This window comes from Mobiluncus porci (assembly GCF_009695935.1).
Taxonomy (GTDB): domain Bacteria; phylum Actinomycetota; class Actinomycetes; order Actinomycetales; family Actinomycetaceae; genus Mobiluncus; species Mobiluncus porci.
The window spans coordinates 1-26,333 of record NZ_VUMY01000018.1 but is presented as its reverse complement, the minus strand read 5'-3'; the positions used below and the strand labels follow the sequence as shown (position 1 = coordinate 26,333).

The following is a 26,333-nucleotide window of genomic DNA, read 5'->3' as shown; positions in this document are numbered from 1 at the left end:
TTGCGATTGTAAAGTGGACTGACTGTTCCAGTACACGCGCTTGAATTTTAGAGCTCTGGGCCAAAGGTCGGTAAAGCGAGAGCGACTTGGGGATGGTGCTGCAAGGCTGCTTGAACGCGTCTAGCTGTAGCCTCATCAGCGCAAAGACAAGCAATCGTCGGGCCCGAACCGGAGATAATCGCCGCCAAAGCGCCAGCCTCGATAGCGGTAGCTTTAATCTCACCGAGTTCTGGCCGCAGGCGAAGTGCCGGATCTTCCAGGTCGTTTTGCAGCGTTTCAGCAAGCACCTCCGCGCTTCCGGTGAGCGCGGAGAGGAAACTATCCGGCGGGTTATCAGGAAGTTTGACGGGGCTCGGTGCGAGTCGGTCGAACTCGCGAAACACTTCCGGAGTGGACAGCCCCACGCTCGAGATGGCGAGAACCCAGTGGCGTTTTGGACCACTCGGTAAAGAAGTCATCACGTCTCCAAAACGCCGCCCTAGAGCGTTACCGCCGCGCAAAATTGCGGGCACGTCGGCCCCGATTTCGGCCCCGATTTCTTCGAGCTCAGGATTCGTGAGACCAAGCCCGTAAAGTGCGTTGGCACCCGCGAGAGTTCCGGCTGCGTCCGCCGAGCCTCCGGCCATACCGCCGGCTACCGGAATATTTTTCTCTACTTCGACTCGAGTGGCGGGAATCGGGGCGCCGGTGACTTCGCGAAGTTTTCTAAGCGCCTGGCGGATAAGGTTTCCCTCTCCATCGAGGTCACTTGGCGCGGTTAAACCCGGAGCCAGACGAGTAATTACCTCGTCGTCGTTGTTGACTTCCCCTGGCTCACTCGCGCGAGCGCCACCAGATTCTGTACCACTTGTTCCAATTGTGCTGAGTCGGAGCTGTTCGGACAGATCAAGGCACTGGAATACCGTCAACAATTGATGACGAGCTTCCCCTTCTGGCACGCCTCCAACCGCTAGGAACAGGTTCACTTTCGCCGGAGCGCTAACTTCCACCCGCCGCCACTGGCCGTCTCGATGTTGGGTAATTCTCACTGCCATTCTCCGTCACGATTCATTTTTACCCCAGCGATTTTGGCAAAATCAACCACCTCTAGTCTCTCGGCGCGAAGGCTGGGATCGAGTCCCGCTTTCTCTACCAGTGAGGCCGCCTCATTGGGTGAACCAGCATAAAGAGCTAGCGCTTGGCGCAGCGTTTTGCGCCGCTGTCCAAAAGCCTGGGCAATCACGTCAAAGGTCTCCTGGCGTAACCGCTCTACCTGACCTTTAGAAGCGTCTTCTAAGCCACTCAAACCATTTTGAATCAGTCGGTCCAAAATGTCTTCTCGTTCAAACTCCAATACGGTCGAATCCACGTTCGGAACCGGGATAAACACTTGCCGAGACACCGCAAAAGCGCGTTGGGCTCTGCCCCACCAAGCCAGTTTCGCGCTTGGCGCCCCGTAGGCCTCATCGGTTGCTTTCGCCACCCAGCGGTCTGCCACCTCGGCTTGCACCATAACCACTGCGCGACGCAGCTTCGGCATCACCTCCAAAGCGTGCAGAAGCAGAGGTGTGGCGACATTGTAGGGCAAATTGGCCACGAGAAGCCGCGGCTCTTCCCATCCGGTTCCCTCGACAAGTTGCGCCCCGGAAGCAGTCTGCAGAGCATCTTGCTGAATCACCCGAAGGCTCTCCACGTTTCCCCCGTGGGCGCGCACAGTTTCCGGTAAAGACTGAGCCAAAAGTCGATCAATCTCCACAGCAGCAACCTTTGCGCCACGCTCCAACAGCGCCAAAGTGAGAGACCCTAAACCGGGCCCAATTTCAAGCACTGTCGGGGATTCCTCGCCTTCTACAACCCCCAAAGCGGCAATCCGGCGCACCGTCCCCGGGTCAGTCACAAAATTCTGACCCCGCTTTTTCGACGGCCTTATCCCCAGCTCCCCGCACAATTGGCGAATATCTCTTGTTCCCAACAAGTTCACATTTGAAATTTAGCCTAATTCTTACCTCTTAAACTACTCGCCTGTAAAACCGCAAAGTTTAACAGAACTGAGCGCGGCAACGCGCGACAGATGATAAACAGTTGTGGGTTTACCGCAGGCCGAGTTTCCGCGAGCAGGCTGGCCATTGCCCCCATCCCGCGCGTGCCTGCAGGATCTGCGCCCGCTTAGTCTGTTCTTCGGCGCTGGCATCACTCGGAAGCCCGGTTCCACCCACTGAACGCCAGGTAGACAAGGTGAACTGGTACATTCCGTAGAAGCCGTTACCGGTGTTGGTGCCCGGACGACCGCCCGACTCACAGAAGGCGAGCTTGCTCCACACATCTCCAGTAGCCGCGATGGCAGCTCCGGCGGGACGTGCCTTTGTTCCTACTGTGACTTTCTTTGTCACCGGCTGGGTGATGACGTTTTCGCTCTTCACGTTCTCGGATTGGATTTGACCGTCAACCTTGCGGATTGTCTTCACGATTTCTTTCAAACCGTTGACGCCAGCCTGGGTCACGGTTTTTTCATCCTGGTACTTATTGGCATCATTGGTTGTTTCCGTCTCAAAAGGAATGACTTCTTGAGAGGTGACGTCTTCCTCGGTCACGCGCTGAACCTGCATGATGGGAAGCGCGCCGGGATTGAAAGTAATGTTGAGGAGGTCTTTATCCCCCATCTTGAGGTTGACTCGCTCAAGGATATCCTCAGCCACCTCGCCCTTCTGGGCCTTTGCCAAATCGGTAACCCCATCGTGCACGAGCTGGAATTCATCTCCCGGAGCAAAAAGCGGAAGTTCCACCCCGTAATGATCTTTTCCGAAAGTATTCTTGAACAGTACCGACTGGTCTGGCCAGTTGTTCTTGATGGCCGCCGCCGCGCTCAATTCGGTCGTGTCAACAGTGATTTCCTGACCATTTAGAATCACGGTTACCTCGCGGGAGGACAGAATCTCGATGTCCATGCCGGTTTTCAACTCGGTGGAAAGTCCGGGGGTGACTTTGTCCTTGTCATCAAGGGTTATCGCATTATCTTTCAAGAGGTCAGATACTGTTGCTCCCCAGGATGAGATGGTGCGGGTTTTCCCGTCAAAGGTCACGTCAGCGGTCTTGTAAGCCAGCGCAAAAGCGGTTCCAATGCCGGTCGCAACCATGGCAATGGCGATAATTACCGCCGCTAGTGGAACCAGGAAACGCCGCGAATCCACGGCTACCTCTACAGATGCTGCATGTCGCGGCGCGCGATGCGTGATTTTCTTCATCAATTGAGTCAACTTCCCCATAGGTGAAAATGTTATCGAAACGTTATAAAGTTGTCCAATTCGTTATATATTCTGTCACATCAGTTAACAGTTGTCACATCTTTCACAAAAATTCATAGTTTTCGGTTGGGACAGCATCGGTGGCAATCTGCGGTCTGGTCCTAACCCAGGAGAATATCGCACGCACTGGAAATAGTGACAGTGCGATACTCTCCTGGGTTAGGACCTGGAAAGCTCCGATACACAGCCAACACGGGTCAGGCGCAGCCGGCGGGTCAGACCTCTTGACGAAACGCGCAGCCGGCGGGTCAGACCTCTCCGGAGTAGTGAGCGAAGCGAACGAAGCCGGAAGGGTCTGACCCGCCGGCGAAGCCATATCACCCTAAATCCCATAGACCTCTCGCGCATTGGCAAAAGTCTGCGCCCGCAACTCGTCCGGTTCAATCCCGACCAGGTCCGCCAAAAAATCGGCCGTATATCCTATCAAATACGAGGCATTCGGCCTCCCCCGATACGGCGCGGGAGTCAAATACGGAGCGTCAGTTTCTATAAGTCGCAACTCCGCTGGCATCTCCAGAACCCCCGCTTGAATATCCGTGTTTGCCGGATAGGTCACGTTTCCCGCAAAACTCGCGTACCATCCGTTTTCGGCTAAGATCCCCGCAAGCTCCGCATCCCCGGAAAAACAGTGAAACACGGTGCGGCGCGGCGCACCAACTCGTTTCAAAAGCGCTACACAATCGGCATGGGCCTCGCGGTCATGAATCTGCAGGGGTAAATCCAGCATCTTCGCGAGTTCAACATGGGCTTCAAAAGCCTGTTTTTGTGCGTCTTTTCCTGCTTCCGCAGTCCGGAAATAATCCAGCCCCGTCTCTCCGATTGCTACTACCTTCCCGCTACCTCGCGCCGCGCTCTGGCGCGCTGCCGATTCCACTGCGGCAATAGCTTCCTCCAGCGGGGTTTCTTGCCAAGATTCGCGAGTTTGCGCGACCCCGTCCGGGCCTGTTTCTAGAATCCCCAAGTGCCGCGGCGCATCGTTGGGGTGGATGGCTACCGCAAAATACACGGTCGCAAATGCCGCTCCTGAAAAGCGTTCTCGCTGCTCGCTCAGAGTTTGCACCTCCGGGAGTGAACATTGCGAAACCACAATCCGCTCCACTCCGGCTAGGGCTGCGCGGGATATTTGCTCCTCCGCACTCAACCGCTTCCCGGATGAATCGGAGATAAACTCCCCGGGCAACAAGGGCAAATGCGTGTGGTTATCAAACAGCGGCCCACTCCCGCGAGTCCCCTCTTCTTCGGTTGAAAGCTCTCGCCCCGGAACAACCCCCTCCTCCAGCGTGAACCCTCGCTCCGAAGCCATCCCCTTCTCCAGTGCGGAACCTACCACCGGCACCGGTGGCCACAACCTCGGCTTATGCTTCCCCATCTTCTCTCCCTGGGACGATGGGGGCGTGCTTTTTCGTCCCAAAAGTGGGACGAAAAAGCACGCCCCCATCGTTTCACTTATTCAACAGATCGGCGTAGCGGGCGATTTCCTCGTCTACCACGGATTCATCGAGTTTCTCGAACACGGGAGTCGGCTTCTCCACTTTTTGACCGACCGTTACAGGATGGCGCTCCCAGGTTGGGGCACCGGTGTAGTCTCCGGTAATCACGGGATAAGCCCTCTCAGAACCGTCTTCATTCTTGACATCCAAATCGACGACTTCCTCGATTCGCGGCATCGGCGCAATCCGGCCTTCTCCGCCCAAAACGCGATCTATAGCATTTGCTGAAGTCGGCAAGAACGGGGACATCATTAGGTTCAAGTCCGAAACTACCTGCGCCAAAACGTGAAGAATCGTCCCCAGGCGTTCCCGCTCGGACTCGTCTTTCAACTTGAAGGGCTCGGTTACCGCCACATATCGGTTCGCCTCACCCACAAGCCGCATCACTTCCGCAATGGCTGCCTTTTGATGGTGAGACTCAATCATTGAACCGACCGTTCCAAAACCGGCGTCGACCATGTCGAGCAGCTCTTGGTCAACAGCCTCCAAGTCACCCGCAGCCGGAATCTCCCCGAACCGTTTGGCAATCATCGAAGCCGTCCGGTTGACGAGGTTTCCCCACGCCGCCACGAGCTCTCCGTTGGTGCGCCGCACAAACTCACCCCAGGTGAAGTCCGCGTCCTGGTTCTCCGGCCCGGCCGCGCTGATGAAATACCGCAAGGCATCGACCTGGTAGCGCGAAAGCATATCGCGAACATAGATCACAATCCCTCGCGACGAAGCGAACTTCTTACCTTCCATCGTCAAGAACTCCGAGGACACCACCTCGGTCGGAAGGTTCAACCGTCCCATGTCCCCGGGTTCACCGCCAAAATCCCCCTCGCCGTTGTAACCGAGCAGCTCTGCTGGCCAAATCTGGGAGTGGAACACGATGTTGTCCTTGCCCATGAAGTAATAGGACAAAGCCTCGGGGTCATTCCACCACTGACGCCAATCCTCCGGCGTGGAGCCAAAACGCCGCGCCCATTCAATCGAGGCTGAGAGGTATCCGACCACCGCATCGAACCACACATAGAGCCGTTTTGGCTGGTCTTCCCATCCGGGAATCGGAATCCCCCAATCGATGTCACGGGTCATGGCTCGCGGCTTGATGTCTTTCAAGAAGTTCTTGGAGAACTTGATGACGTTGGGCCGCCAGTTCCCGTTCGCCTCGCGGTCATCAAGCCACTTCGTCAAAGCGTCAGCAAGCGCGGGCAAATCCAGGAAGTAATGTTCCGTCTCAATAAACTTTGGGGTCTCGCCGTTTATCTTCGAACGCGGTTTGATGAGATCTGTCGGGTCAAGTTGGTTCCCGCAAGTGTCACACTGATCGCCTCGTGCGCCTTCCGCGCCACAAATCGGACAAATCCCCTCTATATAGCGATCTGGCAGGGTGCGTCCGGTGGAAGGTGAAATCGCCCCGCGCGTGGTCTGGACTTTCATATAGCCATTGTCGCGCACGACCTCGAACATGGAGCGCACGACCGCATAGTGGTTTCCAGTAGTGGTGCGGGTGAAGAGGTCATAGGACAGCCCCAGTTGGCATAGATCTTCCACAATGAGGCGGTTGTTCTTGTTCGCGAGTTCACGCGGAGTGACTCCCTCGGCTTCCGCGGCCACGAGAATCGGTGTGCCATGCTCGTCAGTTCCGGAAACCATCAAAACGTTGTGGCCGCACATTCGCATATAGCGCGAAAAAACATCCGAAGGAATCCCAAAACCGGCCACATGTCCAATGTGACGCGGACCATTTGCATAAGGCCATGCCACGGCTGAAAGAATATGAGTCATGCTTCAATCTTATGCTTAAATCCAGGAGGGGAGCCACATTCGCCAATAGAACTGCCCCTGCGGAATCGTCATACCGGTCCAAATCGGGAAGAAGAAGACCGCAGCCAGGAGGATAACCGCCACGATAGCGAGCCCTCCCCAGATAAGCCCCTGATTGACTGGATAGGGTGCCGGCACAAGATTGTAACGTCCGGTCCAATTTTTGTCGGCGGCCACCCGCCACGCCCCCATCATGATTCCGAGAACGTAAATCAGCGACAGCACCACAAACGGGGAGATAACCACGGTATAGAAGGTGAAGATTGTCCGGTTGGAGTAAATCAGCCACGGCCCGTAAGTTGCAAAATATCCGGCCAGGATGAGCCCTGCCCGCCAATCTAGGAAGGCGAAAGCCGCGACCATGACCGCGAGGAAAGCCAAGAAACCGAGCCACCACAGGAGCGGATTTCCGAGCGAAGTCACGGACTGGATACATTGATCCTTACCGCAATCCCCCGCGACTTTCTCGTAGTAGAAGGAGGTGGGACGCAGTTGCAGGAGCCAGCCCCAAGGGTTTGATTTATAGGGGTGGTCGGATTCAAGAGTTGTGTGGAAATTGAGGATTTGCTCGTGGTATTTCCACCAGTCACTAAGGACATTCCCGCCCGGAGTGTGGCCCCAACCTTGCGGATGGACAAACCAGCTCGCCCAAGAAAGCAAGTAGACCACGCCGCTAATAGGGACGAGGTTGATGAAGGCGGGAATCCCGCCGGTGATGATAGAGGAGGCCAGCCACTTGGGTTCGGTGGCCCAGCGGGCAGTCAGCTCGCGAATGAAAGCGAAAATCCCGAAAACCGCCACGAGATAGAGCCCCGACCATTTCACGCTCATGGCGAGCCCCCAGGCGATTCCCGCTGCCATTAGCCAGGGTCGCCACCAGAAAACTGGACCGAATTTTTCGCGGAAGCTTGCGGGTTTCTGGGGCTTGGTCTGTAGCGTTGCGCTCTGGAGCTTTTTAGTGTGGCGAAGTTCATCAATCTCTTGCAGGGCCGCGAGGAGCTTCGGTCGGTAACTGAGCTGGTCGCGGACGAAGAACAGCACGCCAAGAAGGATAAACATCTCCAAAATGATGTCTAGAATCGCGGTGCGGGACAGGGCGATTTGGACTCCATCAATGGCCAGTAGGAAGCTCGCCAGAGTCGCCATTTTGCCGCTTCCAAAAAGGTGCCAGACGATGCGACCCAAGAGGAAAACGCTGACGGCTCCGGCGAGGCAGACTGCAATGCGCCAGCCCCAGGGATTGTTCCCGAAAAGCTCCATCCCCGCCCCGATGAGCCATTTCCCGACGGTGGGATGGACGACGAATGAGCCTTGAGTAGGGAGCGTAAATTGACCGGAGAGGAAGACTTCATCGTAGTCTTTGGGCCATTGGACTTCGTAGCCGCGTTTGATGAGGCCATAAGCGTCCTTGACGTAGTAGGTTTCGTCAAAGACGAGGGTCTTTATTGAGCCGAGCCGAATCGCGCGAGAGATGAAAGCCAGAACCATGACCGCGAGCGGGCCAAATAGTGCCCACTTGGCTTCCGGCGACTTCATTTCGGGGCGCGTCACAAACCGCGGGGTCAAAAACACCGGCGGGTTCTTCAAAAGCACCTTCTCAGTCTAGTGGGTTTTCTGTGAGTCGCTAAAACACCCGGCGCGAAGCCGGCAAGTCAGACGCAGCCGAAGCGGTCAAGCGAAGCCGGCGGGTCAGACCCCGACGGCGTAGCGACTAGCAAAAAAACCTCACACATAAGAAGATTAGAACATGGATTTACCAAGTCCTTTCGACAAGCTAAACCTCGTCCTCGCCGCCACTCCGATTGGTAACGTCGGAGACTCAACCCCGCGCCTGCGGGTAGCCTTGACCGAAGCGGAGCTGGTGGCCTGCGAAGACACTCGCCGACTGCGGGATCTCGCGCGACGCCTCAAGGTCGAGGTTTCGGCAAAATTGCTGGCCTACCACGAACACAATGAGTCAGAACTTACGGCAAGGCTCCTCGAGGTGGCAAGCAACGGAACGAAGGTTCTCCAGGTGTCTGACGCTGGGATGCCGGGCATTTCCGATCCGGGGTTCCGCTTAGCCCGCGAGGCGAGCGCCGCCGGCATCCCCTTCACAGTTCTTCCCGGTCCTTCTGCACCTCTCTTGGCGCTGGTCGCTTCTGGCCTCCCCACAGATTCTTTCCGTTTTCTCGGGTTTCTCCCCCGCAAGACCATAACTTTGGAACAAACGTTACAATCTATGGTGCGCGAGCCGGAAACTCTAATTGTCCTGGAATCTCCGCGTCGCACCTTAGAGACTCTCGCTTCACTTGAGACGGTTTTTGGCCCTGACCGTCCCGCTGCTGTCGCCCGCGAGCTCACTAAAACCCACGAGGAAGTTCTGCGCGGATCTTTGAGGTCGGTCAGGGAAACGCTCGAAAATAGAGGCGAAGTCCTCGGAGAAATCGTCATTGTAGTTGGCGGGTTCAACAAGGAATTATCCGGAAACGAAGACGTTCCCCCCGCACTTCTCGACAAACTTGAACAACTGGTCCAAAACGGTCTGCGGGCCAAAACTGCCGCCAAACTTCTCGCCGACTGGTTCGACTCATCCGCAAAGCAACTTTACGAAACGCACCTAAAGTTATCCGTAGGTAAATAAATCTCATTTTAGAAAATCATACAAAGCAATCTAAGCTAAATGTAAAGTTAGAGGACAATTTGTACGTCTGGGGACATTATTTTCGGGGTTTTCGCTGGCTTACCGGTGGGGAGCGGAACGAGCGGATAAAGCTACTCACCGCTTTGCTCCAAGCCACAACCGAACTGCTTATTGCAGCGGCGCTTTTGGTAGCGCTGCTAATTCCAGCCCCACAGCGCTGGCATTGCCGACGCTCCTATTTATCTCACATCGCACCGATACAAGCAATACCAAAATTCACCAAACGCCAGGAATGGGGGCATTACAGGATGAACAGAAACCAACACCATTGGTGACGTTTACCCTGTTAGACAGCACTTCGAACCAGTCGCGCGCCACAAGCATCTCCCCGCAATTCGGACAGATTGTCGCGCCGCCCTCCAAATTCCGCACGTTGCCGGTGTAGACGAAATGCAGGCCTTGGCCGAGAGCAATCTCCCGCGCCCGCGCCAATGTTTCTGGCGGCGTCCGCGGGATGTTGCGCAGCTTCCAGTCGGGATGGAACGCTGAAAAATGGATTGGAACGTCCGGTCCAATTTCGCGCCTAACCCAGCGAGTCAACTCGGTAATTTCTTCGGTGGAATCATTTAGTCCGGGAATCAGCAAAGTCGTCAACTCAGTCCAGCAAGAGGTTTCGCCCGCAACATAAGCAATTGTCTCCAGGACATCCTTTAAATGCGCTCCGGTTTGATGCCAATAAAAATCCTCCGAAAACCCCTTCAAGTCAATGTTGGCGCCGTCCATTACTCGGAAGAAATCCTCGCGTGCGCCGGGGCTGATATAGCCCGCCGTTACTGCCACTGCGCGAATCCCAACTTCCCGACAAGCCAGGGCCGTATCAATGGCGTATTCCGCGAAAATCACCGGATCGTTATAGGTGAAGGCTACTGATTTCGCCCCGCGCGCCGCCGCAAACGCGGCGATTTCCGAAGGTGAGGCCTCCACCGCCAGCCGGTCAAACTCCCGCGCCTTGGAGATATCCCAGTTTTGGCAAAATCTACAGTTCAAGTTGCAACCGGCCGTCCCAAAAGACAAGATTTGACTGGACGGTAAAAAATGGAATAAGGGCTTCTTTTCAATGGGATCCATGGCAAAACCGGAAGACCGCCCGTACGTATCCAAATGCAGCGCACCATCGTGCGCCGAACGCACGAAGCAAAATCCCTTTTGCCCGTCCCGCAACGCGCACCCGCGTGGACACAGTTCACACTTCACCCGCCCGTCATCGAGGGTCTTCCAATACTTCGCAATCATGCTATTCTTCCTCACGGGAGACTGGCGGCTAAACGGAAATCCGCTCGGCGGAGCGCACAACCGAGGAATCGACGACCTCCCCGCATTTGCGCAGCCACCTAGCCCACCGGTCGCCGCCCGGAGGTTGTAGCGGGCAGCACGCAGGATTTCCGCCCCCAGACTTCACTTCTATAATAGGCTGAAGACATGGAAATCTTTGCTCATCGCGGACTCAATCACCAAGCCCCGGAAAACACGATGACGGCTTTCCGTCTTGCCCACGAGAGCGGTCTTGACTGGATTGAAACCGATGTTGATATTCTCGGCGATGGCACGCCTGTCATCCTCCACGATTCGACTCTCGATCGGACCACCAACCGAACCGGCTCAATCTACAACCTCACCGCCGCTGATCTTTCGAAAATCTCCGCCGGCGTACACTTCGACGGCCCAAACTCCGAACAATACGCCCAGGAACCCATCCCCACCCTTGATGACCTGGTCGATTTCCTAAACGAAACCGGCATGGGCTGCAACTTGGAAATCAAATCCAATGAAGCGGGCGGAGAGATGTCTTTAAATCTCCTTGAGGCCGTGGAAGAACGCTGTTTCCAGCGGCTCAAGGACCGGAGCCCCGAGCGCCTCCTCGTGAGTTCTTTCAACCACGTTCTCCTCTACATTATTCACCAAAGGCACCCCGAAATCGCCACTGCCTGTCTTTACACGAAGGATAATCTTTGGCCGGATGCACTAAGCGTTTGCGAACTCGTGGGCGCAAAAACGATTCACCCACAGAACGAAGGCCTCACTCCAGAAATCATCAAGCACCTAAAGCAAGCCAATCTTACCATTAACGTTTGGACTGTCAATGACCCCACCCGCACCCGCGAGCTCAAAGACCTCGGCGCAGACGGCGTTTTCACTGATATTGCCGACGAAATGACCACCGCCCTGCGATAACAAAAGTTATCCACAGGACGCTAAAAACACTAGACAACGTAATCAAAAATGACGTAACCTTATCCCAGGCTCCTAAGCCATCTCTCTGCCGCCACAGCAATTTGTTACCGGGCACGAAGAGACGGAAAGGAGGTGGACCGCATGTCAAAGCGTAAAGCTGCGAGAGTGGATAAAGCTTTGGCTCGGAACCAGCGGATAAAGGAGCTGACCGCTATGTTCCGAGCCATCGCCGAATTACTAATCGCAGTAGCGCTGGTTATAGCGCTTCTGTGATTCCACAGCAAGGGCGGCAAATGCTTCCCTTTCTCCTAATTAAACCACACTTAACCGCATCAATCAATACTAATTTCTCATTCCTCGACCTAGACTGAGGGTATGGAGCCACTAGATACAACCACCGAAAAGCAGTTACAGACCCTCGCCGAATGGATGCAGAACAAGAAGACCATCATGGTGACGGGCGCAGGAATGTCGACGGATACGGGAATTCCTGACTATCGCGGGAAGGGCAACACGGAGATTCCTTCTGTCGAATACGACCAGTTCGTCTCCGACCCAGTCTGGCAGCGCTGGGTGTGGGCGCGAAATCACCAGACCTGGCAGACGATGCTCCGCCTCAAGCCCGCCCCCGCCCACGAAGCCGAGGCCAGACTCGAACGCGCCGGCCTCCTGACCGGTATCGCCACCCAGAACGTGGACGGCCTTGATCTCAAGGCGGGTTGCCAGAATGTTTTCGAAATGCACGGGACGTTCCTCAAAGTCGAGTGCGTCATCTGCGGGCAAGTCACCGACCGCCAGCCCCTCCATGAACGGCTCACCAAAGCCAACCCGGATTATCCCCTCGATCTCGACCCCGCGCATGTCGCAATTCTCGCGGTGGCAGACCGGAAGGCCGCCGAGGCCTGTGACTTCAAGACGGTGCCGTGTGAGAACTGCGGGGGGCTTTTGAAACCGGCGGTCGTGTTTTTTGGCCAGATACTCCCGCCGGACGTGATGAGCCAAGCCCGGGCCGCATCAGCAAAAGCAGACCTTGTCCTCGTGGTGGGAAGTTCCCTCGTCGTGGGAACAGCGGCCTACGCGATGCAAGCGGGCTTGGCCAAAGGCGCGCCGCTCGTCATCATCAACCGAGGTCGCACCATGTATGACCGCTCTGCAGACCTCCGCATCGAGGCCGGTGCCTCAGAAACGCTGACCCGCCTCGCCGACCTCCTCGGCGCCTAGCAAGGCTGGCACCGAGGAGCTACTTGCCGGAGACAGCCGCCACGATCTCAGACTCAACCCGGGAGGAGACTGCCTGCTGACCACCCAGGATATCCACCTTCCTCAGGCTAGCCCGAGAGTCGGAGAGATATTCCTTAGTGACCGGCGCTAAGGCTGTCGGCGGAGTCAAAGTGACCGGGGCTCCCGTCCGAGCCGTAATCGCCGTCGCAATAGTCGCATCCGGGAAATCCATTCCCGTGGCGACCACCACACGCGCCGGTTCCGCCGGGAAGAATTCCCTCGCCACTGCCGAAGCAGTCTGGTAGCGATTGGCTCCCATCACTCGATCCGCCACCGTCATTCCGTAGGAATCGATCGCTCGTGATGCCGGGCCACCAATCGCCACCTGCGAAGATTGCTTGGTTGACTGCACCCACGCGGCGGTATCCGCCTGGTCTCCAACATTAGGAGTCAACAACACGACTCCGCGCTGCTTGATGGCCGCTGAGGAAGCCGTCAGCGCGTCGGGATAGTTCTCTCCTGTTGCCATAAAGACCATCGAAGATCCCTCTCCTCGCTCAGCCAACACCCGATCAGCCACAGCGGTAGCGGTAGAGTACCGATCCGCCCCACCGATGCGCTCGACATTGAAGCCGACTTCTCGCAAGGTCTGAGCCACGTTCTCGCTTACTGCCGCCTCATTGCCAACGATGATGACTTTCGTAAACGAACGCTCCACGAGCTGATTCAGGGTCGCAATATTCATTGCCGGCGTGGGGGTCAGGAGAATCGGCGCGTTGAGCTGGGCGACCAGAGGACCGGAGACCAGAGAGTCGGCGTATTCATCGTCTCTGACCAAGACGGCGGTTTGCGACCAGTCGGCGTTGGCGCGTTGCGCATACTCCGGGTAGGCTGCCACGATCTGTCCGTTCACAGCTCCCCCGGCTGTGCCCCTATCGAAGAAGTCCAGCACTGAAAGCGCTGTTGCCTCTCGATTCGCACCGGGGTGACGCACGATGAGACTGTCTTCTGTCACGATATTGCGCGGGAAGTACCGGAAACCTCCGGAATTGTCAGTGGCGCTGGGGCTGGGATTGGGGCTAGATCCGGGGTTCAGCACCGCATTCGGTTTCGGCTTCACCTCGAACTTCACCACCCGATAGAACGTCCCGAAACCTGGAACGGTCGTTTCAACGGTGACGGTGTAGTTCCCCGGTGGAACGTTCGGTCCAATCTTGAGTTTGTTGCCGTCCACCGAGATAGCTCCGGTGGGGATCGGCTCGCCGCTGTCGCTTTGCGCCGAAACAATCTTCTGGCTTGTCCCCGGCTGGTTGACCAGGTTCGGGGAATCCACCAGCGGACCACTCGTTGCCGCAGCACCTTCCGTCACGTCAGGCACCGTCATATTGGCTTCACTCGGTCGCTTCGCTACCGGGATTTCCACCGCATTAGACCGCTTGTAGGGGCAATCTTGTGCTCCTTGCGCTCCGCTCCAAGTGCCGCAAGCCACCATGTCGGTAACGGTGAGTGTCACCGGCAGATACCCTCCGGTCGCTGCCGCAGCATCTGCCTCGGTGGGCTGCCACGGGTCGCCGCCCGCTGTGGTGAACTGACCCGCATCGTAACCTTCCAGGGTGCTTCCACCCGGCGCTTTCACGGACACTTCGTTGGCAGCTCCGCCACCGGTGACCGTCACCGGTCCGGGAGTATAGGGCTCACCCACCCACGCCACCGGCATCGCAGCCGTAGAAATCTTCAAGTCATAGGTGCCGACCTGAACTTCCTTATGGATGGTCAGTTGCTCACCGTTAGCCAGATCCAGGACATAGGAGAGGTTGTAAGTGTTCCCTGCCGCTTCCGGGGTGGGGGTTCCCTGCAGCTTGAAGTCGCAGGTCACCGGGTCGCCCGAGCGGTCGCAGGTTACAATCGCTTCCACTCCGGGAATGGAGGTGTCCCTGAAGCCGGTGCCGTAATTCGGGTCGAATTTCGCGCTGTCTCCTCCGACCTTCGCGATATTCGCTCCGGTGTTGGAAAGCAGATTCTTCGGGATACTCCAACCCATCTTGGTGTCGTCTGCAACCACGGGAGTTCCCGGCGTGAGTTGATCCAAAGCGTGAGAGGCATTGGCGGGATCTGCGGCTGGTTCACGCTTGTCGGCGACAGTGACCGTGACCGTCACCGGATCGGAAACCATGCCGTTTTCCCCTACATACCAGACACAGAACTGATAGGGCCAGCTTGCGTCCGCAACCGGAGTCATTGCGCCGCTCTTGTCCGGTTTCAAGGTTTCATGATACGGCACGGTCTCGCCGGTTTTGACGGTGATCTCGCCAGTGGCATGGTTGAGTTCCAGCCAGCTCGGCATCGGTTCCGCGCTGCAGGCTTGGGCTTTGGCGGATTCAGGAGCCTTGCCCTGAGTCCACACATGCAAACTGTCGAAGGAACTGTAGAAGCCTTGCCCGTCGGTTGCCGCTTGTCGCTGATCTTGATCAAAAGTCACCGCTGGCGTGACCCCAGTCGGGTTAGTGAAGTTGCTGTGGATCACGTAACCGCTCAAAGCCGGAGAGCTCGCTGCCGTCGTCCCGACAGTCGTGTTCAGCGCCACCGGATAGGCCGTGGGTTGGCGGAAGTCCTTAATCGTGATGTCGAGCTGCGCGCTCTTCTGATTGGGCGGAACCGCATGATCGGCAACCACAGTGAAATCATTCGAGGTAGTTCCTGGAATGGGCGTTCCAATCATCTTCCCATCGGAGGTGAGGAACAGACCGGTGTTTCCGATCGGATAGCACATCCGCTGGTAAACGTCAGCGCCGTCCACGATCTTGCTCTCATCTATGTTAGGAGTCGCCGGATCGTCGGGGCACACCGAGCCGATAATCGGGTTCCCCAGCGCATCAGTCAGATGGAAAACGTATCCTTCCGGAGTTCCTGGTTTCGCGCCCGCCGTGACATCACCGCCGGTGACGTCGAGCGGAATCGTGTCGGTCAGGGGCTTCCCGGTACCTTGAGTGGTGATCTCCAAGGTTTGTTCACCATTGGGATCAGTATTCGGAACCACCGAGCTCCCCTCCGGAACGGCGGACGGATCCGGCGGCACGAAGGCCAAATCGGTCTTTATCTCGAGTTCGACTTCCTGAGTGAGGATTCGAGTCGGGTCGGCGTTATCTGTCACCTTGACTTGAATCGGCCCGGAATAGGTCGATTCCGGAGTTCCGGTGAGAATCACTTTCCCGTCAGGATTAACACTGCAGCTCATGCCGGGGATGACCGGTTCGAAACTGCAGGAGTAGCCCGCACCGGCTCCGCCGGTTACCGTGAAGAGTTCCACCGAGCCGCCGTGTTCAGTCCCGTCGGCAGTGTAGGGGCTCATCCGCGTCCCACTCGGGATACTCTGATTGACAGAGCCTGCCGTGAGTGGGGCATAAACCCTAACCGAGAAGTTCTTGGCGAGAACATCCTGGTTGGCATCCGTGACAACAACCGCACCGCGATATTCCCCAGCGCTTGTACCGACCGGTACAGTTCCGACGAACTTCGCGTTGGAAAGCAAGAACACCCCTTCACCCTCGTAGGGAGCTTCCTTGGTTCCAGTGGCTCCCACCGGAACCAATCCGGGAATCGGATAGCACTTGGCGCGAGAGGGCTTCAAATTGGCGTCGAATTGCGCTTTACACCAAATCGGTTCCACTCCGGCATAATCTGGCCCGGCAAGAGTTTGCGCATAGGTGAGAGAGGTTCCGTGAGGAGCCATAATCGTGGTGTAGTCTGCGGAGTTTCCGCCGGTCACTTCGGCGTAAATCACGCCGCCAGATTCATCCACGAACGGTTTACCTGCTGTCACGCCCTTGTTCGGGTTCAACACGGCATCCGAGTTGGCATCGGCGGTCTGGAACGGTTGGCGCGCCCACGCCAGCGGCGCATACACATCAACCGTCACCGGCAGCGTCCGCTTCACCCCATGACCGTCAGTCAAGGTAAGAGTGAGGCTGTGCGCCCCGATATCACCGGAGCCAAACGCGCCGTTACGAGTGAGCTTAATATCTTTTTGAACCAGCCCATCACACCCCGCGAGGCTACCGCTCAGATAGTTGGATGTGGAGGAATCACATCCTGAAATCACAGCGGAGTCGCTCCGGTCAACAAGCGCGGCACTCCAGCCGTCTTCACCGCTCACGGTGACGCTCGCCCCAGCATCGAGAGCATAGGTGTTCTTCCAGGCTGCGAAGTTGTTCTGGGCGGGACTTCCCGGTCCTGAACCGTTATAAACCGTGTCATCGGTGAGACTCAGGGGACGGGCGTAGTCCGCCAAAGCCACCACCCGGTCGTAGTTCTCTCCCACCGTCCCGCGACGAATCGCGTCTCCGGAAGGAGCCAAGCGCAGCGCCGCAGTGTAGTTGACAACAGTCGGGTTGGTGGTGGCACTGACCCCGTTCGTCCCGGTGACGTCGAGGGAAACCACGTAGCTCCCGGCGCTGCCTTGCACCGGCCAGCCGGTGATATTACAAGCCTCAGCCGTAGAGCCGTTCAGAGCACAAGTCCAGCTCTTCACCTCTTTGGTTCCGTTCGAAACCATAGCTTCCGGCCATTCAGAGCCGTCTGCCCGCACAACTTTCATTCCCTCGGGAAGATTCGAAACCGTGATGGATTTGATAGGCGGCACGGCCGGGTTGCCGTCCGGGCTCGTCACCCACGTTCCCACAATCGAGAACGGCGGCAGGTTGCGTCCCTCCCACACGTAGCGTTCGCGGTCGCTCGGGAAAGTCGGGACGCGGCGGTCATTCGCCTCGAGAGTGAAGGTGCCGGTCGTGGTTTGCCCGTTGGCTGCCACCACGGTTCCGCTGCATTCCCAAGTCGCTTTTCCGGAAGCATCCGTCGCGGCGGGAACAAAGTTCTCGGAAACCGTCCAGGTGCCGGTGTCTTTATCGATGGCGATACCCGCATCTGTCCCGTTCACACTCACGGCTCCCGCGCCGCTCGGCTGCGGGGAGGCACAGGTGAATCCTTGATACTTCGGTTTCCCGGTGCTGCTGGAGGGATCCACCCCGGACAGGGTGCCGGTGGCTTTTTGACCGACTTGACCGGAAATCTTCATGTTCGCCATGGCGGGCGGACGAGTGTCAGTCAAGGTGAAAGACACGTCGACAGGATCCGTCGAGCTGGTCCTCCCGTCCGCATCCGTCTCCGTCAGCACCACCGGGAAAGTGACGTTGGTTCCGGCGTCGCTGGTGACGATTCCGGGCAGCAAGGTGCCGACAATCTTCCCGTCCGGGGTGAGCGCGAAACCGGTCGGCTTGCCTTCTCCGCCAATCGTGACTGTAATCGGATAGTTCCCGTTCCCGTCCGGCGTGACTCTCGGAATCGAATACTTGCCGGTAGACGCGGTCGGATTGTCCGCAGGTGCTTTAGTCTTATCGGGCAGCAATTGCGTGGGATTATCGGTCGCGCTACCGCTGACCTTACCGGTGCCATCCTTCTGGGTATCCACGGTCGCGTCTGTCGGAGCCTGCACCGCAAGGTCGGTTACGACTTTCAGGTGGAAGGTCGCAGTCGCGGTCGGTCGCAAATCCACCCCGTCCCGATTTCGGGTGAGGCGCACCGTCACATCCCCGGAATATAGCTCATCGAAGCTGCCGCCAATCGTGGCTTCCGTACGTGATTGTCCCGAGAAATCAATCCCGGCAGGTCCGCTCACCACCTCCCAGTCGTATCCGCTGGAATTTTCACAGGTCACGTCGTCGCCGCTGTAGACCGGGAAACACGTCGTTTGCGGGACACTCGCCGTGATCTCCTCCATCTGCTGCCCCTTCTTGACGATCACCTGTTCGGGGTTGAGTGTCATCACAATGTGGTTTCGCACCGGCAGTTTCAAGGTGATGTCGACTGAGTTGGCTCGTGTAGCCACGTCTCTCACCACCGCCGTGAACGTGTGCACCGTCGGGCTCGCTCCGGATGGGGTGGTGAAAGTGGCGCAGTATCCGGCGTCCTGACTGTTCCGCGTCGGATCGATGCTGGCGCTGAATCCCGGCTCCGCAGAGTTGATGGAGACAAGCTGATAGCCCTGGGAGCCGTCCCCGCTGCTGATCGAGAAACACTGGGTCAAGGTTTCGCCGTCGAACACCGCCGGGAGAGCCTTCGGGCTCAGATCGATGACGTCACTGGCGGAAACCGTGAAGCTGGTTTGCGCGGTGATGCCTCGCCCGTTAGTGACGGTCACCGTCAACGTGTCACTGACCTTGTCGCCTCCTGTCGGCCAAGTTGCCCCGCTGGCAAGACTCACATTGCCGCTGGAGTCAACCGTCAAAATCTTGTTGGTGGAAGTGAAAGTGAAGGTGCAATCCGAGCAGTTAGAACCATCAATCTCCGCCGTCAAAGGTTGATCGACGGTGTAGGCGCTTCCCTGCACCGGTTTCGCGGTGTGGGGAAGCACAATCGTCATCCCCGAATCCGCCACTTCCAGGTTGACTCGCTTCGTGGTTTTGACGCCGTTCGCCGTCTCCGCCGTGATCGTCACACCGAAGTGCCCCACCTGGTCGTTTTCCGGATAACCGGTGATCTTCCCGGTATTCTCATCGAAACTGAGACCTTGAGGAAGTCCCTCCACCGTCCACTTTGTCACGGTCGGTCCATCCGCCTGCGCCCCGGCTTTCAGGGTCGGGAAATCATTCTCCCCCAGGTTTTTGCCTTCGGTGGCGTTAACCGAGAACGGTCCGGGACCGTTGAAAGGCGCCGGCCACGAGGCTTCGCGAGTATCGGCGACTTTCAAAGTGACGGTCTGTGCCGGATCGGACAGAACCTCGCCGGTCTTTTGACCGTCAACGGTGTTCCAGTTGCCGTTCTTGTCTTGAACCCGCAAAGAAACGGTGTAGCTCCCGGCAGCGTCCTCGGGAAGATTCGTCCACTTCAGGCTGCACACTCCTCCCGTGAACTCGGTGGAGAGCCAAGCGGGAGCAGTTATCTCCGGTCTGGTCGCCGCCACGGCACAGGCAGCGTACTGTCCCGAACCGTCCTGCAACGCGATCGCACTCGTCCCGCTGGGAGTCTTCTTATCTGCATTAACAGTCTGCCCCGCCGTCACATTGGGTTTGCGCGGGTCGGCTATGCTCACCACCAGGTTGGAGCGCTTATGCTGGGGAGGCTGATCCGAATCCACGACGATAACAATCGCCGTGGTGTCCACGCCTTCTTTCGGGGTGCCGTAAATCTCACCCGTGTAGTAATCCAGATAGAGCCCTGTGTCCCCGATCGCACAGTCCACTTGTTCCGTGGCGTGCTCGGCAGCCCGGTTATTAGCCTTGGCGTTACAAGGCTCGGTCGTGAAGTGGTACGGGGGAGTTCCGCCGTCAACGAGTTTCGGAATCGTGATCGGGTTCGTCTGGGCACCTTCAACCGAATCCTTGTCGAGACCTAAACCGATCGTCGGCAAAGTGGGATCCAAGTTATCCTTGATGTCATCCCACTCGTCGCCGCTGAGATCCGTCAAACTATCCGGTTTCTCGATCGGATCGGAGGGGCTCGCGGGGGGATCCTGCACCGCAACCGCTGAACCCGTCGGCGGGCTCTGCGGCTCCACGAACTTCAGATCCGTGTCCACCTGAATGTGGATATAGGCGGTTTTCTCCTGTCCAGCTTTATCCTTCACCTTCAACGTGGCGAAAAGATTCGATGAGGTGATCTTGGTGAAAGCGCCGGAGAACTTGACTTCCAGAGGTAACCCGGGGGCATCGGGTTGCGCGATAGTGACCTTCAAGGTTTTGCCGTCCTTATCCCTCAAAGTTCCGCTCCACGACCCGGTGGTGCCGAGGGCGTCGCCGCTGGGGGTCAGAGCCAAGGCGGAATCCGCCCCGTCAGCGAGGTTCATGAACTGTCCCAAACCGAGAATCGTCACTTCCGAGAACAGGCGCGCCCCGCCGCTGATCGTGGCGACTTTCACCGCGCAGCTCGCCGGATTAGTGCAGTCCGGGGAGTCTGCCAAAACCTGGTTCTTCTCTCTTTGCAACGCGTGGCTCGAGTCCCCGAAGTGACTCTCGATAGCGAGTTCACTCGAGATCCTAATGGTCTTCGGATAATCCGGGTCAGTGAAATCGTCGATGCCGTCGCTTCTCCCCATCGAATCGGTGACCTGCAACTTGGTGAGATCGATTTCCCCGGGAGTTGTGGCTTTGCCGGTGATGGAGCCATCCGGCATCAGGCACAGCCCGGAATCACTCAAGGTTGGAGAAGTGCCGAGTTGCGAGGGGTCTGTGGAAGCCACCTTCAGTCTCCACCCACCTGCGCAAACATCGGGAGCCGAGGCTTTCTCGTGAGGAGAACCCGCCGCGAAACCGAAGGTGTAGGGGCCGAGTCCCCCGTCCACCGCGAAACGGAAGGTAGATCCGTCCGTATTCGCGTAGTTCACGCCAACCGAAGCGGGGAGAAGCTGCTTCTTCACGATTGAAACCGGAGCCACGAAAGTGAAGTCAACCGCCGAGGTGCGGGTGATCCGGCTCCCGGTTCCACCGTCTTGAGTCGAGACTTCCAAAACCAGCCCGGTTCTGTCAATCAGCACGGCGGTTCCGCAGGTCAAAACCTGTTTCCCAGCATTGGAGCCCTCTCCGGGATGAACCTCACAGCCGGGAAGCGGCTGTCCGCTGGAATCCAACAGGCGATAGGTCTTATTGTCCGCTCCGCCGGTGGCGGGGTAGAAAGCCCAACTGTATTGCGGCTCGTTGCGAACAACCCCGACCGGAGTTCCCGGACGGAAGTCAAGAGTGGAAGGCGCCACTTCAACCTGGACAACAACCGGGTTCGAAACCGCGCCGGTGGAGGTGATGGCACGGACGCTCACCGCCTGGGTTCCCGTCACCCCCCGATTGGGGGTGCCGCTCAAAGTGCCGTCGGGGAGAATCGACATCCCCGGAAGATTCACCAAGGAGATCCCCTTCGCTTCATCCTCGGAGGGGCATCCATTGGAGGAATCCCACTGTAACGAAACATAGCACTCAATCTCGGCGCTGTCCTGGTCGAAGTAATCCGCGAGGCTGCGGTTCGCCGGCTTCTGAACGTGAGAAACCCCCTCTTCAAGTCCGGTGACGACGCCGGGATTGGGAGTGACCTGTGTGGGCATCCGGGTGTCGGTGATCTCGACAGTGATGTCGGTCGAATCGCCATCATTCCCGTTCAAGTCTTTCACGACCGCGCTAAACGCCGCCGGATAATCCCCGACCTCAGGCTTATCCGAGTCGTAGGTGGCGACGAACTGGAAAGTGGCGGGAGTGACTCCGTCACCGAGAATTTGAGTTCCGACAGTGGAGCTGTTCAAGGTGATTTCCTCCGTGCCGCCGGTGGCGGTGGTGCTGGTGACCTTCAAGTTCAGCCCCGCGGGGAAACTACCGTTCGGGGTCAGACTCAGCTGCGTGTATTGTCCCGAACCTTCCGTAATCGGCACGGCACCGCTCGAGTTGGACTTCAAATCCAAAACCACTCTATCGGTGTCGAAAACCGGTTTCCGCGTGTCTTCGCGAGTGAGGTTCAAGGTGACCGTCCGGGCACACGGAGCAGCGGCGGCGCCGCTGTTGACGCAGCTGACCGTGTCGGAGTCACTAACCACAAGCCGCAGCTCCGGGAACGGAGAGTTGCCCAGAGTTTCCCCGATAATGTTTCCGTTCGAGTCAATCTTCAGTCCCGAAGGAGAGCCATCCTCGTTCGGGATCAGGTAACGCCCGGATTCGGTTGTCGCCTCGATCCAGGTGCCGCCCTGCTTCACCTGGAGTTTGTAGGTGTAAGGCGCCTGCCCCCCGGTGGGGTTGATGGTGGCGGATAGCGTCTTTCCTTGACTGGTTTGCAGCGAGGTTCCGGCGGTGTAGGCGGTTCCGCCGATCGCTTTAGCCGCAACAGTTTCGGTGGCGACCTTGAAACTGCTGCCGATCTTCAGCGGAACCTGGACGGTCAGTTTCGTCTTCGCCGCCGCAGTCCCGTCCTTACCGGTCAAGGTGATGCTGATTAAAGTTCCGTCCAAGGGAGTCGCCACCTGCGGGGTTCCGGTGATGGTTCCGTCCGACCCCATGCTGAGACCGGCGGGCAGCCCCTGAGCCGCAAAGGTGAAATTGTTCCAGTCATAGGTGAAGGTTTGTCCCGAGACCGTGACCCGCGCCCCGATGCCGTCCGCTCCGGCTCCGGATTTCAAGGTATCGGCGATGCTATTAGCCGGATATTTTGTTCCGACCGTTCCGTCTTGCAGGGTGCCGGCGCTGATCTTCGGGAGGACAATCATCCTGAGCCAGCCTTCGGAGCCGTTCAGGGCGGAGGTTCTAGCCTTGATCTGCGGCAAAGTGAATTTTTTAGAGCCGTCGAAAACTCGACCGCTCCGATCGGTCACTTTGACCGGAAGGTACAAAACGGTAGGTGTGTTGACCTCAGCCGTCGAGCTGCCGGTTATCTTCAAGATCTGCCCCGCAGCCGCCCCCGCCTGATCCGGCGCCGCGTTGAATCCCAGATTCTGGAAAGTTTGACGATCGGCAATGGTGTTGTCTCCAGCCAGTTCCATCGACTGATAGGTGTTGAACCCGCCCGGATTCGTTGTTCCCGAAGCCTCTCCGCCTTGAACCCAAATCTGAATCGGACTCCCATCCGGATTCACAATCTCCTGACCAGCGATCACCGTCGGCAGAATCGGATCGACGAGCCGGATCGGGGCGGCGATACTGATGTTGAAAGGAACCGGGGCTTGCGGTTGGTTGTTTTCCCAGGCGGCTAATCCCGTGGAATCAGTCGCGCTCACCTGGAAACTCACCGTGGCGCTTTGCTCAGACGCCGCCAAGGTCGGGGTTCCGAGGATCTGCCCGTTGCCTTGATGGAACTTTAGTCCGTGACCGAGATCGAAAACCCCGTTGATCTCGGGAATCGGTCTTCCCGCCGAGTCGGTCAGCGCGAAGGTAAATGGATTGTTGGTTTTATCTTTGTCGACCGTCACCTGACCGAAGAACTGCTCCCCGACCCCGGCGAACCTCGCCACCGCCGATTCTCCGGCTCCGACAGTATCTCCGGTTTGCTGCGGAAGAACCTTCGGGTGAACCTGCACCAAAACGTTCCAAGTCGTCGGAGTGCCGTTGTCCTCGTCGGTCAAGATCTTGACGCTGCTGCGGAACGCCCCGGACTGGGTGGCGGTTCCGCTCACCTTACAGGAGTTCGTCGCCGGATCCGCGCTGATAGTCAAACCTTCGGGCTGACCCCCTGACCACTCACAGGATTGAATCCTCGCGCCTTCCACCTCTAAACCATGAACTCCGGGTTGATCCTCGTTGACGGTGAGTTCGATGGGGTCTTCATTCACGCGATACGGCACGACTTCCAACATGCCGTTGGCGACGATAGGAGACTTCGTGAGATCAACGGAATCAACTCCGGGGAGAACCACGTTCAGTTGGTGTTGGGTATCGTCCCAGGTGGGTTCGCTCATCCCGGAGGTGTCCAACTGACCGATCCAGTCACCGTTTTTGTCGGTGGTGAAACTATCCACCAAGAGAGTGGAGCTGTCGGCGAAGAGCCGGTAGGTTCCCAGCGGGGCGAGACCCGAGACCTTCACGTGCACCATGTCGTCCTTGATGACGGTGGTGCGCTGAGACCAGCTGGCGCCATCGAGGCTGGTTCGCAAGAAAGCCTGCCAGGGGAACATGGCGAAGTTCACGTTGTAGATGGTGGAGTAGGCGTCTTTGCCACACAGCCCTTCTGGTTTCTGTTTGATGCCGGTGCCGGTGCCGGTGCCACCGGAATCCACCCAGGAACGGAACTGTTCGGCTGTCGGGTTCCAAAAACCATACTGGGCATCAATGGTCTGGGCATTCTCGATTTCGGAGCCGTTCAAGACAGGTTCCCCGCCTGTAGTTTGCACCAGCTGCACCATAACGTGGTTCATGCGATTGTTGCGGGTGATAATCGAGAACTTTCCGCCACCATCAACTAAGAACTCGTAGGTGCCGTCGTTCTTCACTTTGCCCCAGCCCACAACGGCATTATCTGGATCCGGGTAATCCGGCCCCATGGTTCCTTCGGTTTCCGGAATCCAGGCGATGACGTAGTAGTTCAGATCATCGCCTCTGGCGGGTTGGTCTCCCATTTTCGATTGCATGGTCGGCTGCCAGTCCAGATCGGAGGAGTATGTCCTCCCGTCATAGGGGCTGGGGTCGTAGTTCCGGAATTTGTTTTGCGCGTAGTCCCAAAAAACGGTTCCGGTGATCTTATACCAGTTTGCCGCCCTTGCGGGGTTACAGGAACCGGGGGTTTCCCCACTGTTCTTCTGCGTCACTTTGACCCCGCGATTGGCTGGGCCGATGAAGACCTTATCTGCCAGGGCGAAGTTGTAGCCGGTAACTTGACCACTGCCCCACTTGACGTTATTAGCTAAACCATTGCTGACGACCGCCTTCGACAAAGAATTGCCGTTATTGGGAGACCACACGAGACGATACTGATCGGTCTGCACCCCGACGCGAACTAACTGATCTTTCGAGGAGGAGCTGCTTGAACCACTCCCGGTGAAGTGGTGAGTGATTCCCTTGGAGTCCACGAAGTCACGCAGGGCAATCTTGTAGTTACCTTCGCTATCGCTGGTGGCATAGAAACGCGGGGACCAGGCGCCGGCTCGCGTCGTACCGTCATACCAGCGGGCGAAAACGGTTAGACCGGGAATGCCGTCTTCTCCCGGCACTTTATCGTCTTTCCATCCACCCCAAGACCAGGACTTCTCCAAGACGCCGCGTTTGCCGCCGACGTGTTTGAAAACAGTGCCGGAGACATACTGGGCAACAGAGGGGAAGTCCTTAGCGTCGGATGGAACGAGCGTATTGCTGTTCGGATCGCAAACACTGGAGTCCACCACAGTCGCCCGGCAGCCCGAATTGGTCGCCAGGTCATACGTCACGACGCTTTTCGCGACGGAACTGACAGCGGAAGTTGCCGTTTGCGCCGTGGCGCTGAGGGAAATCTCGGCGGGTTGCGCTGTCGAAACCGCAGGGTGAGAGCGATTCGGCAAGGTCGGAAAAGCCAGAGCCGGAGTTGCCACAGCTGGAATCGCCGACAGCAAAGTCGTCGTCAATATGGTTGCGGAGACCGCCGCTAACGTCTTTGTCAGTTTCATGTTCTCATCCCGTCTGTACATGGAGAGTCCCCATTACATCTAACGTCATCGTCAGTTTGGATTCAAATATTAGAGATTTGTGCAGACAAATTTTTAAAAATAATTTCAAAACCAAATCCGAGGAGGCTTGCGGGGGCGGCAATCTGTTCGGAGGCGCTAAATTCCCGGTTGTCTTTCGGGGTTAAAAGTGATGGCGCCCCGAACCGAAGGGTTCGGGGCGCTTGCAGGTTTTAGTGCGGCGGTTTCCTACTCTCCCACACACCGGCGTGTGCAGTACCATCGGCGCGGGCAGGCTTAGCTTCCGGGTTCGGGATGGGACCGGGCGTTTCCCTGCTACTATGACCGCCGCCACAAAAGCGGGCCGTCAAACCATCAATATTTAGTTTGAGTTGAGCAACCCAGCCGTATACTTTGGCTGGTTGGTTTGTTTTCGTATAGCGGTAGCGAGTATCTGCGACATGCAGGTTTCGCAATGTCTCGTTTCATTGTTGTTCCCCGTCCACGACAAGTCGCGTGGTGGGTGTTTGTTTGTGTTGTTCTCGGCCGATTAGTACCGGTAAGCTCCACACCTCACGGTGCTTCCACGC

At 57.5% G+C, this 26,333-nt stretch carries 12 protein-coding genes and 1 rRNA gene; 4 read left to right on the top strand and 9 right to left on the bottom strand.

Translation table 11 applies throughout. The annotated features are described in order from the left end of the window. Positions 1 to 47: 47 nt before the first annotated feature. The 6 genes from ispE to FYJ63_RS09215 form a co-directional block, all read right to left on the bottom strand. Positions 48 to 1,034 (bottom strand): 4-(cytidine 5'-diphospho)-2-C-methyl-D-erythritol kinase, encoded by a 987-nt coding sequence (gene ispE, locus FYJ63_RS09240; RefSeq protein WP_154546011.1) that lies wholly within the window; start codon positions 1,032 to 1,034, stop codon positions 48 to 50. Then, entirely contained in the window at positions 1,025 to 1,960 is a 936-nt protein-coding gene (gene rsmA, locus FYJ63_RS09235) for a 16S rRNA (adenine(1518)-N(6)/adenine(1519)-N(6))-dimethyltransferase RsmA (protein WP_287847961.1), read from the bottom strand. Before rsmA ends, ispE begins: the two co-directional genes overlap by 10 nt. Positions 1,961 to 2,069: 109 nt before the next feature. Further along, complete coding sequence (locus FYJ63_RS09230; protein WP_229770102.1) at positions 2,070 to 3,221, bottom strand: resuscitation-promoting factor; 1,152 nt, start codon at positions 3,219 to 3,221, stop codon at positions 2,070 to 2,072. Positions 3,222 to 3,603: 382 nt separating this feature from the next. Continuing rightward, entirely contained in the window at positions 3,604 to 4,650 is a 1,047-nt protein-coding gene (locus FYJ63_RS09225) for a TatD family hydrolase (protein WP_154546004.1), read from the bottom strand. Positions 4,651 to 4,723: 73 nt separating this feature from the next. Then, positions 4,724 to 6,541: a methionine--tRNA ligase gene (gene metG / locus FYJ63_RS09220; RefSeq protein ID WP_154546002.1), complete on the bottom strand. Its 1,818-nt coding sequence runs from the start codon at positions 6,539 to 6,541 to the stop codon at positions 4,724 to 4,726. Between the two features lie 15 nt (positions 6,542 to 6,556). Then, positions 6,557 to 8,173, bottom strand: coding sequence for a dolichyl-phosphate-mannose--protein mannosyltransferase (locus tag FYJ63_RS09215; protein WP_277027844.1), 1,617 nt, complete (start codon positions 8,171 to 8,173; stop codon positions 6,557 to 6,559). 154 nt (positions 8,174 to 8,327) lie between these two features. Here FYJ63_RS09215 and rsmI point away from each other — a divergent pair, with 154 nt between their 5' ends. Next, the gene (rsmI, locus tag FYJ63_RS09210; RefSeq protein ID WP_154546000.1) at positions 8,328 to 9,203 is read left to right on the top strand and encodes a 16S rRNA (cytidine(1402)-2'-O)-methyltransferase; all 876 of its coding nucleotides are present in this window, start codon (positions 8,328 to 8,330) and stop codon (positions 9,201 to 9,203) included. A gap of 276 nt (positions 9,204 to 9,479) precedes the next feature. Here rsmI and amrS read toward each other — a convergent pair whose 3' ends face one another. Continuing rightward, a complete protein-coding gene (gene amrS / locus FYJ63_RS09205) occupies positions 9,480 to 10,496 on the bottom strand; it encodes an AmmeMemoRadiSam system radical SAM enzyme (protein WP_154545998.1) in 1,017 nt (338 codons plus the stop codon). A gap of 186 nt (positions 10,497 to 10,682) precedes the next feature. On the opposite strand from amrS, the gene FYJ63_RS09200 reads away from it, so the two are divergent. The 3 genes from FYJ63_RS09200 to FYJ63_RS09195 all read left to right on the top strand — a co-directional run bounded on the left by FYJ63_RS09200 (position 10,683) and on the right by FYJ63_RS09195 (position 12,656). Continuing rightward, positions 10,683 to 11,435 (top strand): glycerophosphodiester phosphodiesterase family protein, encoded by a 753-nt coding sequence (locus FYJ63_RS09200; RefSeq protein WP_154545996.1) that lies wholly within the window; start codon positions 10,683 to 10,685, stop codon positions 11,433 to 11,435. Between the two features lie 141 nt (positions 11,436 to 11,576). Further along, positions 11,577 to 11,708, top strand: a complete 132-nt coding sequence (locus FYJ63_RS11380) for a hypothetical protein (protein ID WP_268233722.1) — start codon at positions 11,577 to 11,579, stop codon at positions 11,706 to 11,708. Positions 11,709 to 11,810: 102 nt separating this feature from the next. Further along, positions 11,811 to 12,656, top strand: a complete 846-nt coding sequence (locus tag FYJ63_RS09195) for a Sir2 family NAD-dependent protein deacetylase (RefSeq protein WP_154545994.1) — start codon at positions 11,811 to 11,813, stop codon at positions 12,654 to 12,656. A gap of 19 nt (positions 12,657 to 12,675) precedes the next feature. Here the strand turns inward: FYJ63_RS09195 and FYJ63_RS09190 are convergent, their stop codons facing one another. After that, positions 12,676 to 25,746, bottom strand: a complete 13,071-nt coding sequence (locus FYJ63_RS09190) for a cell wall-binding repeat-containing protein (RefSeq protein WP_195839377.1) — start codon at positions 25,744 to 25,746, stop codon at positions 12,676 to 12,678. Positions 25,747 to 25,979: 233 nt separating this feature from the next. Next, positions 25,980 to 26,096, bottom strand: a 5S ribosomal RNA gene (rrf, locus tag FYJ63_RS09185). Positions 26,097 to 26,333 lie beyond the last annotated feature (237 nt).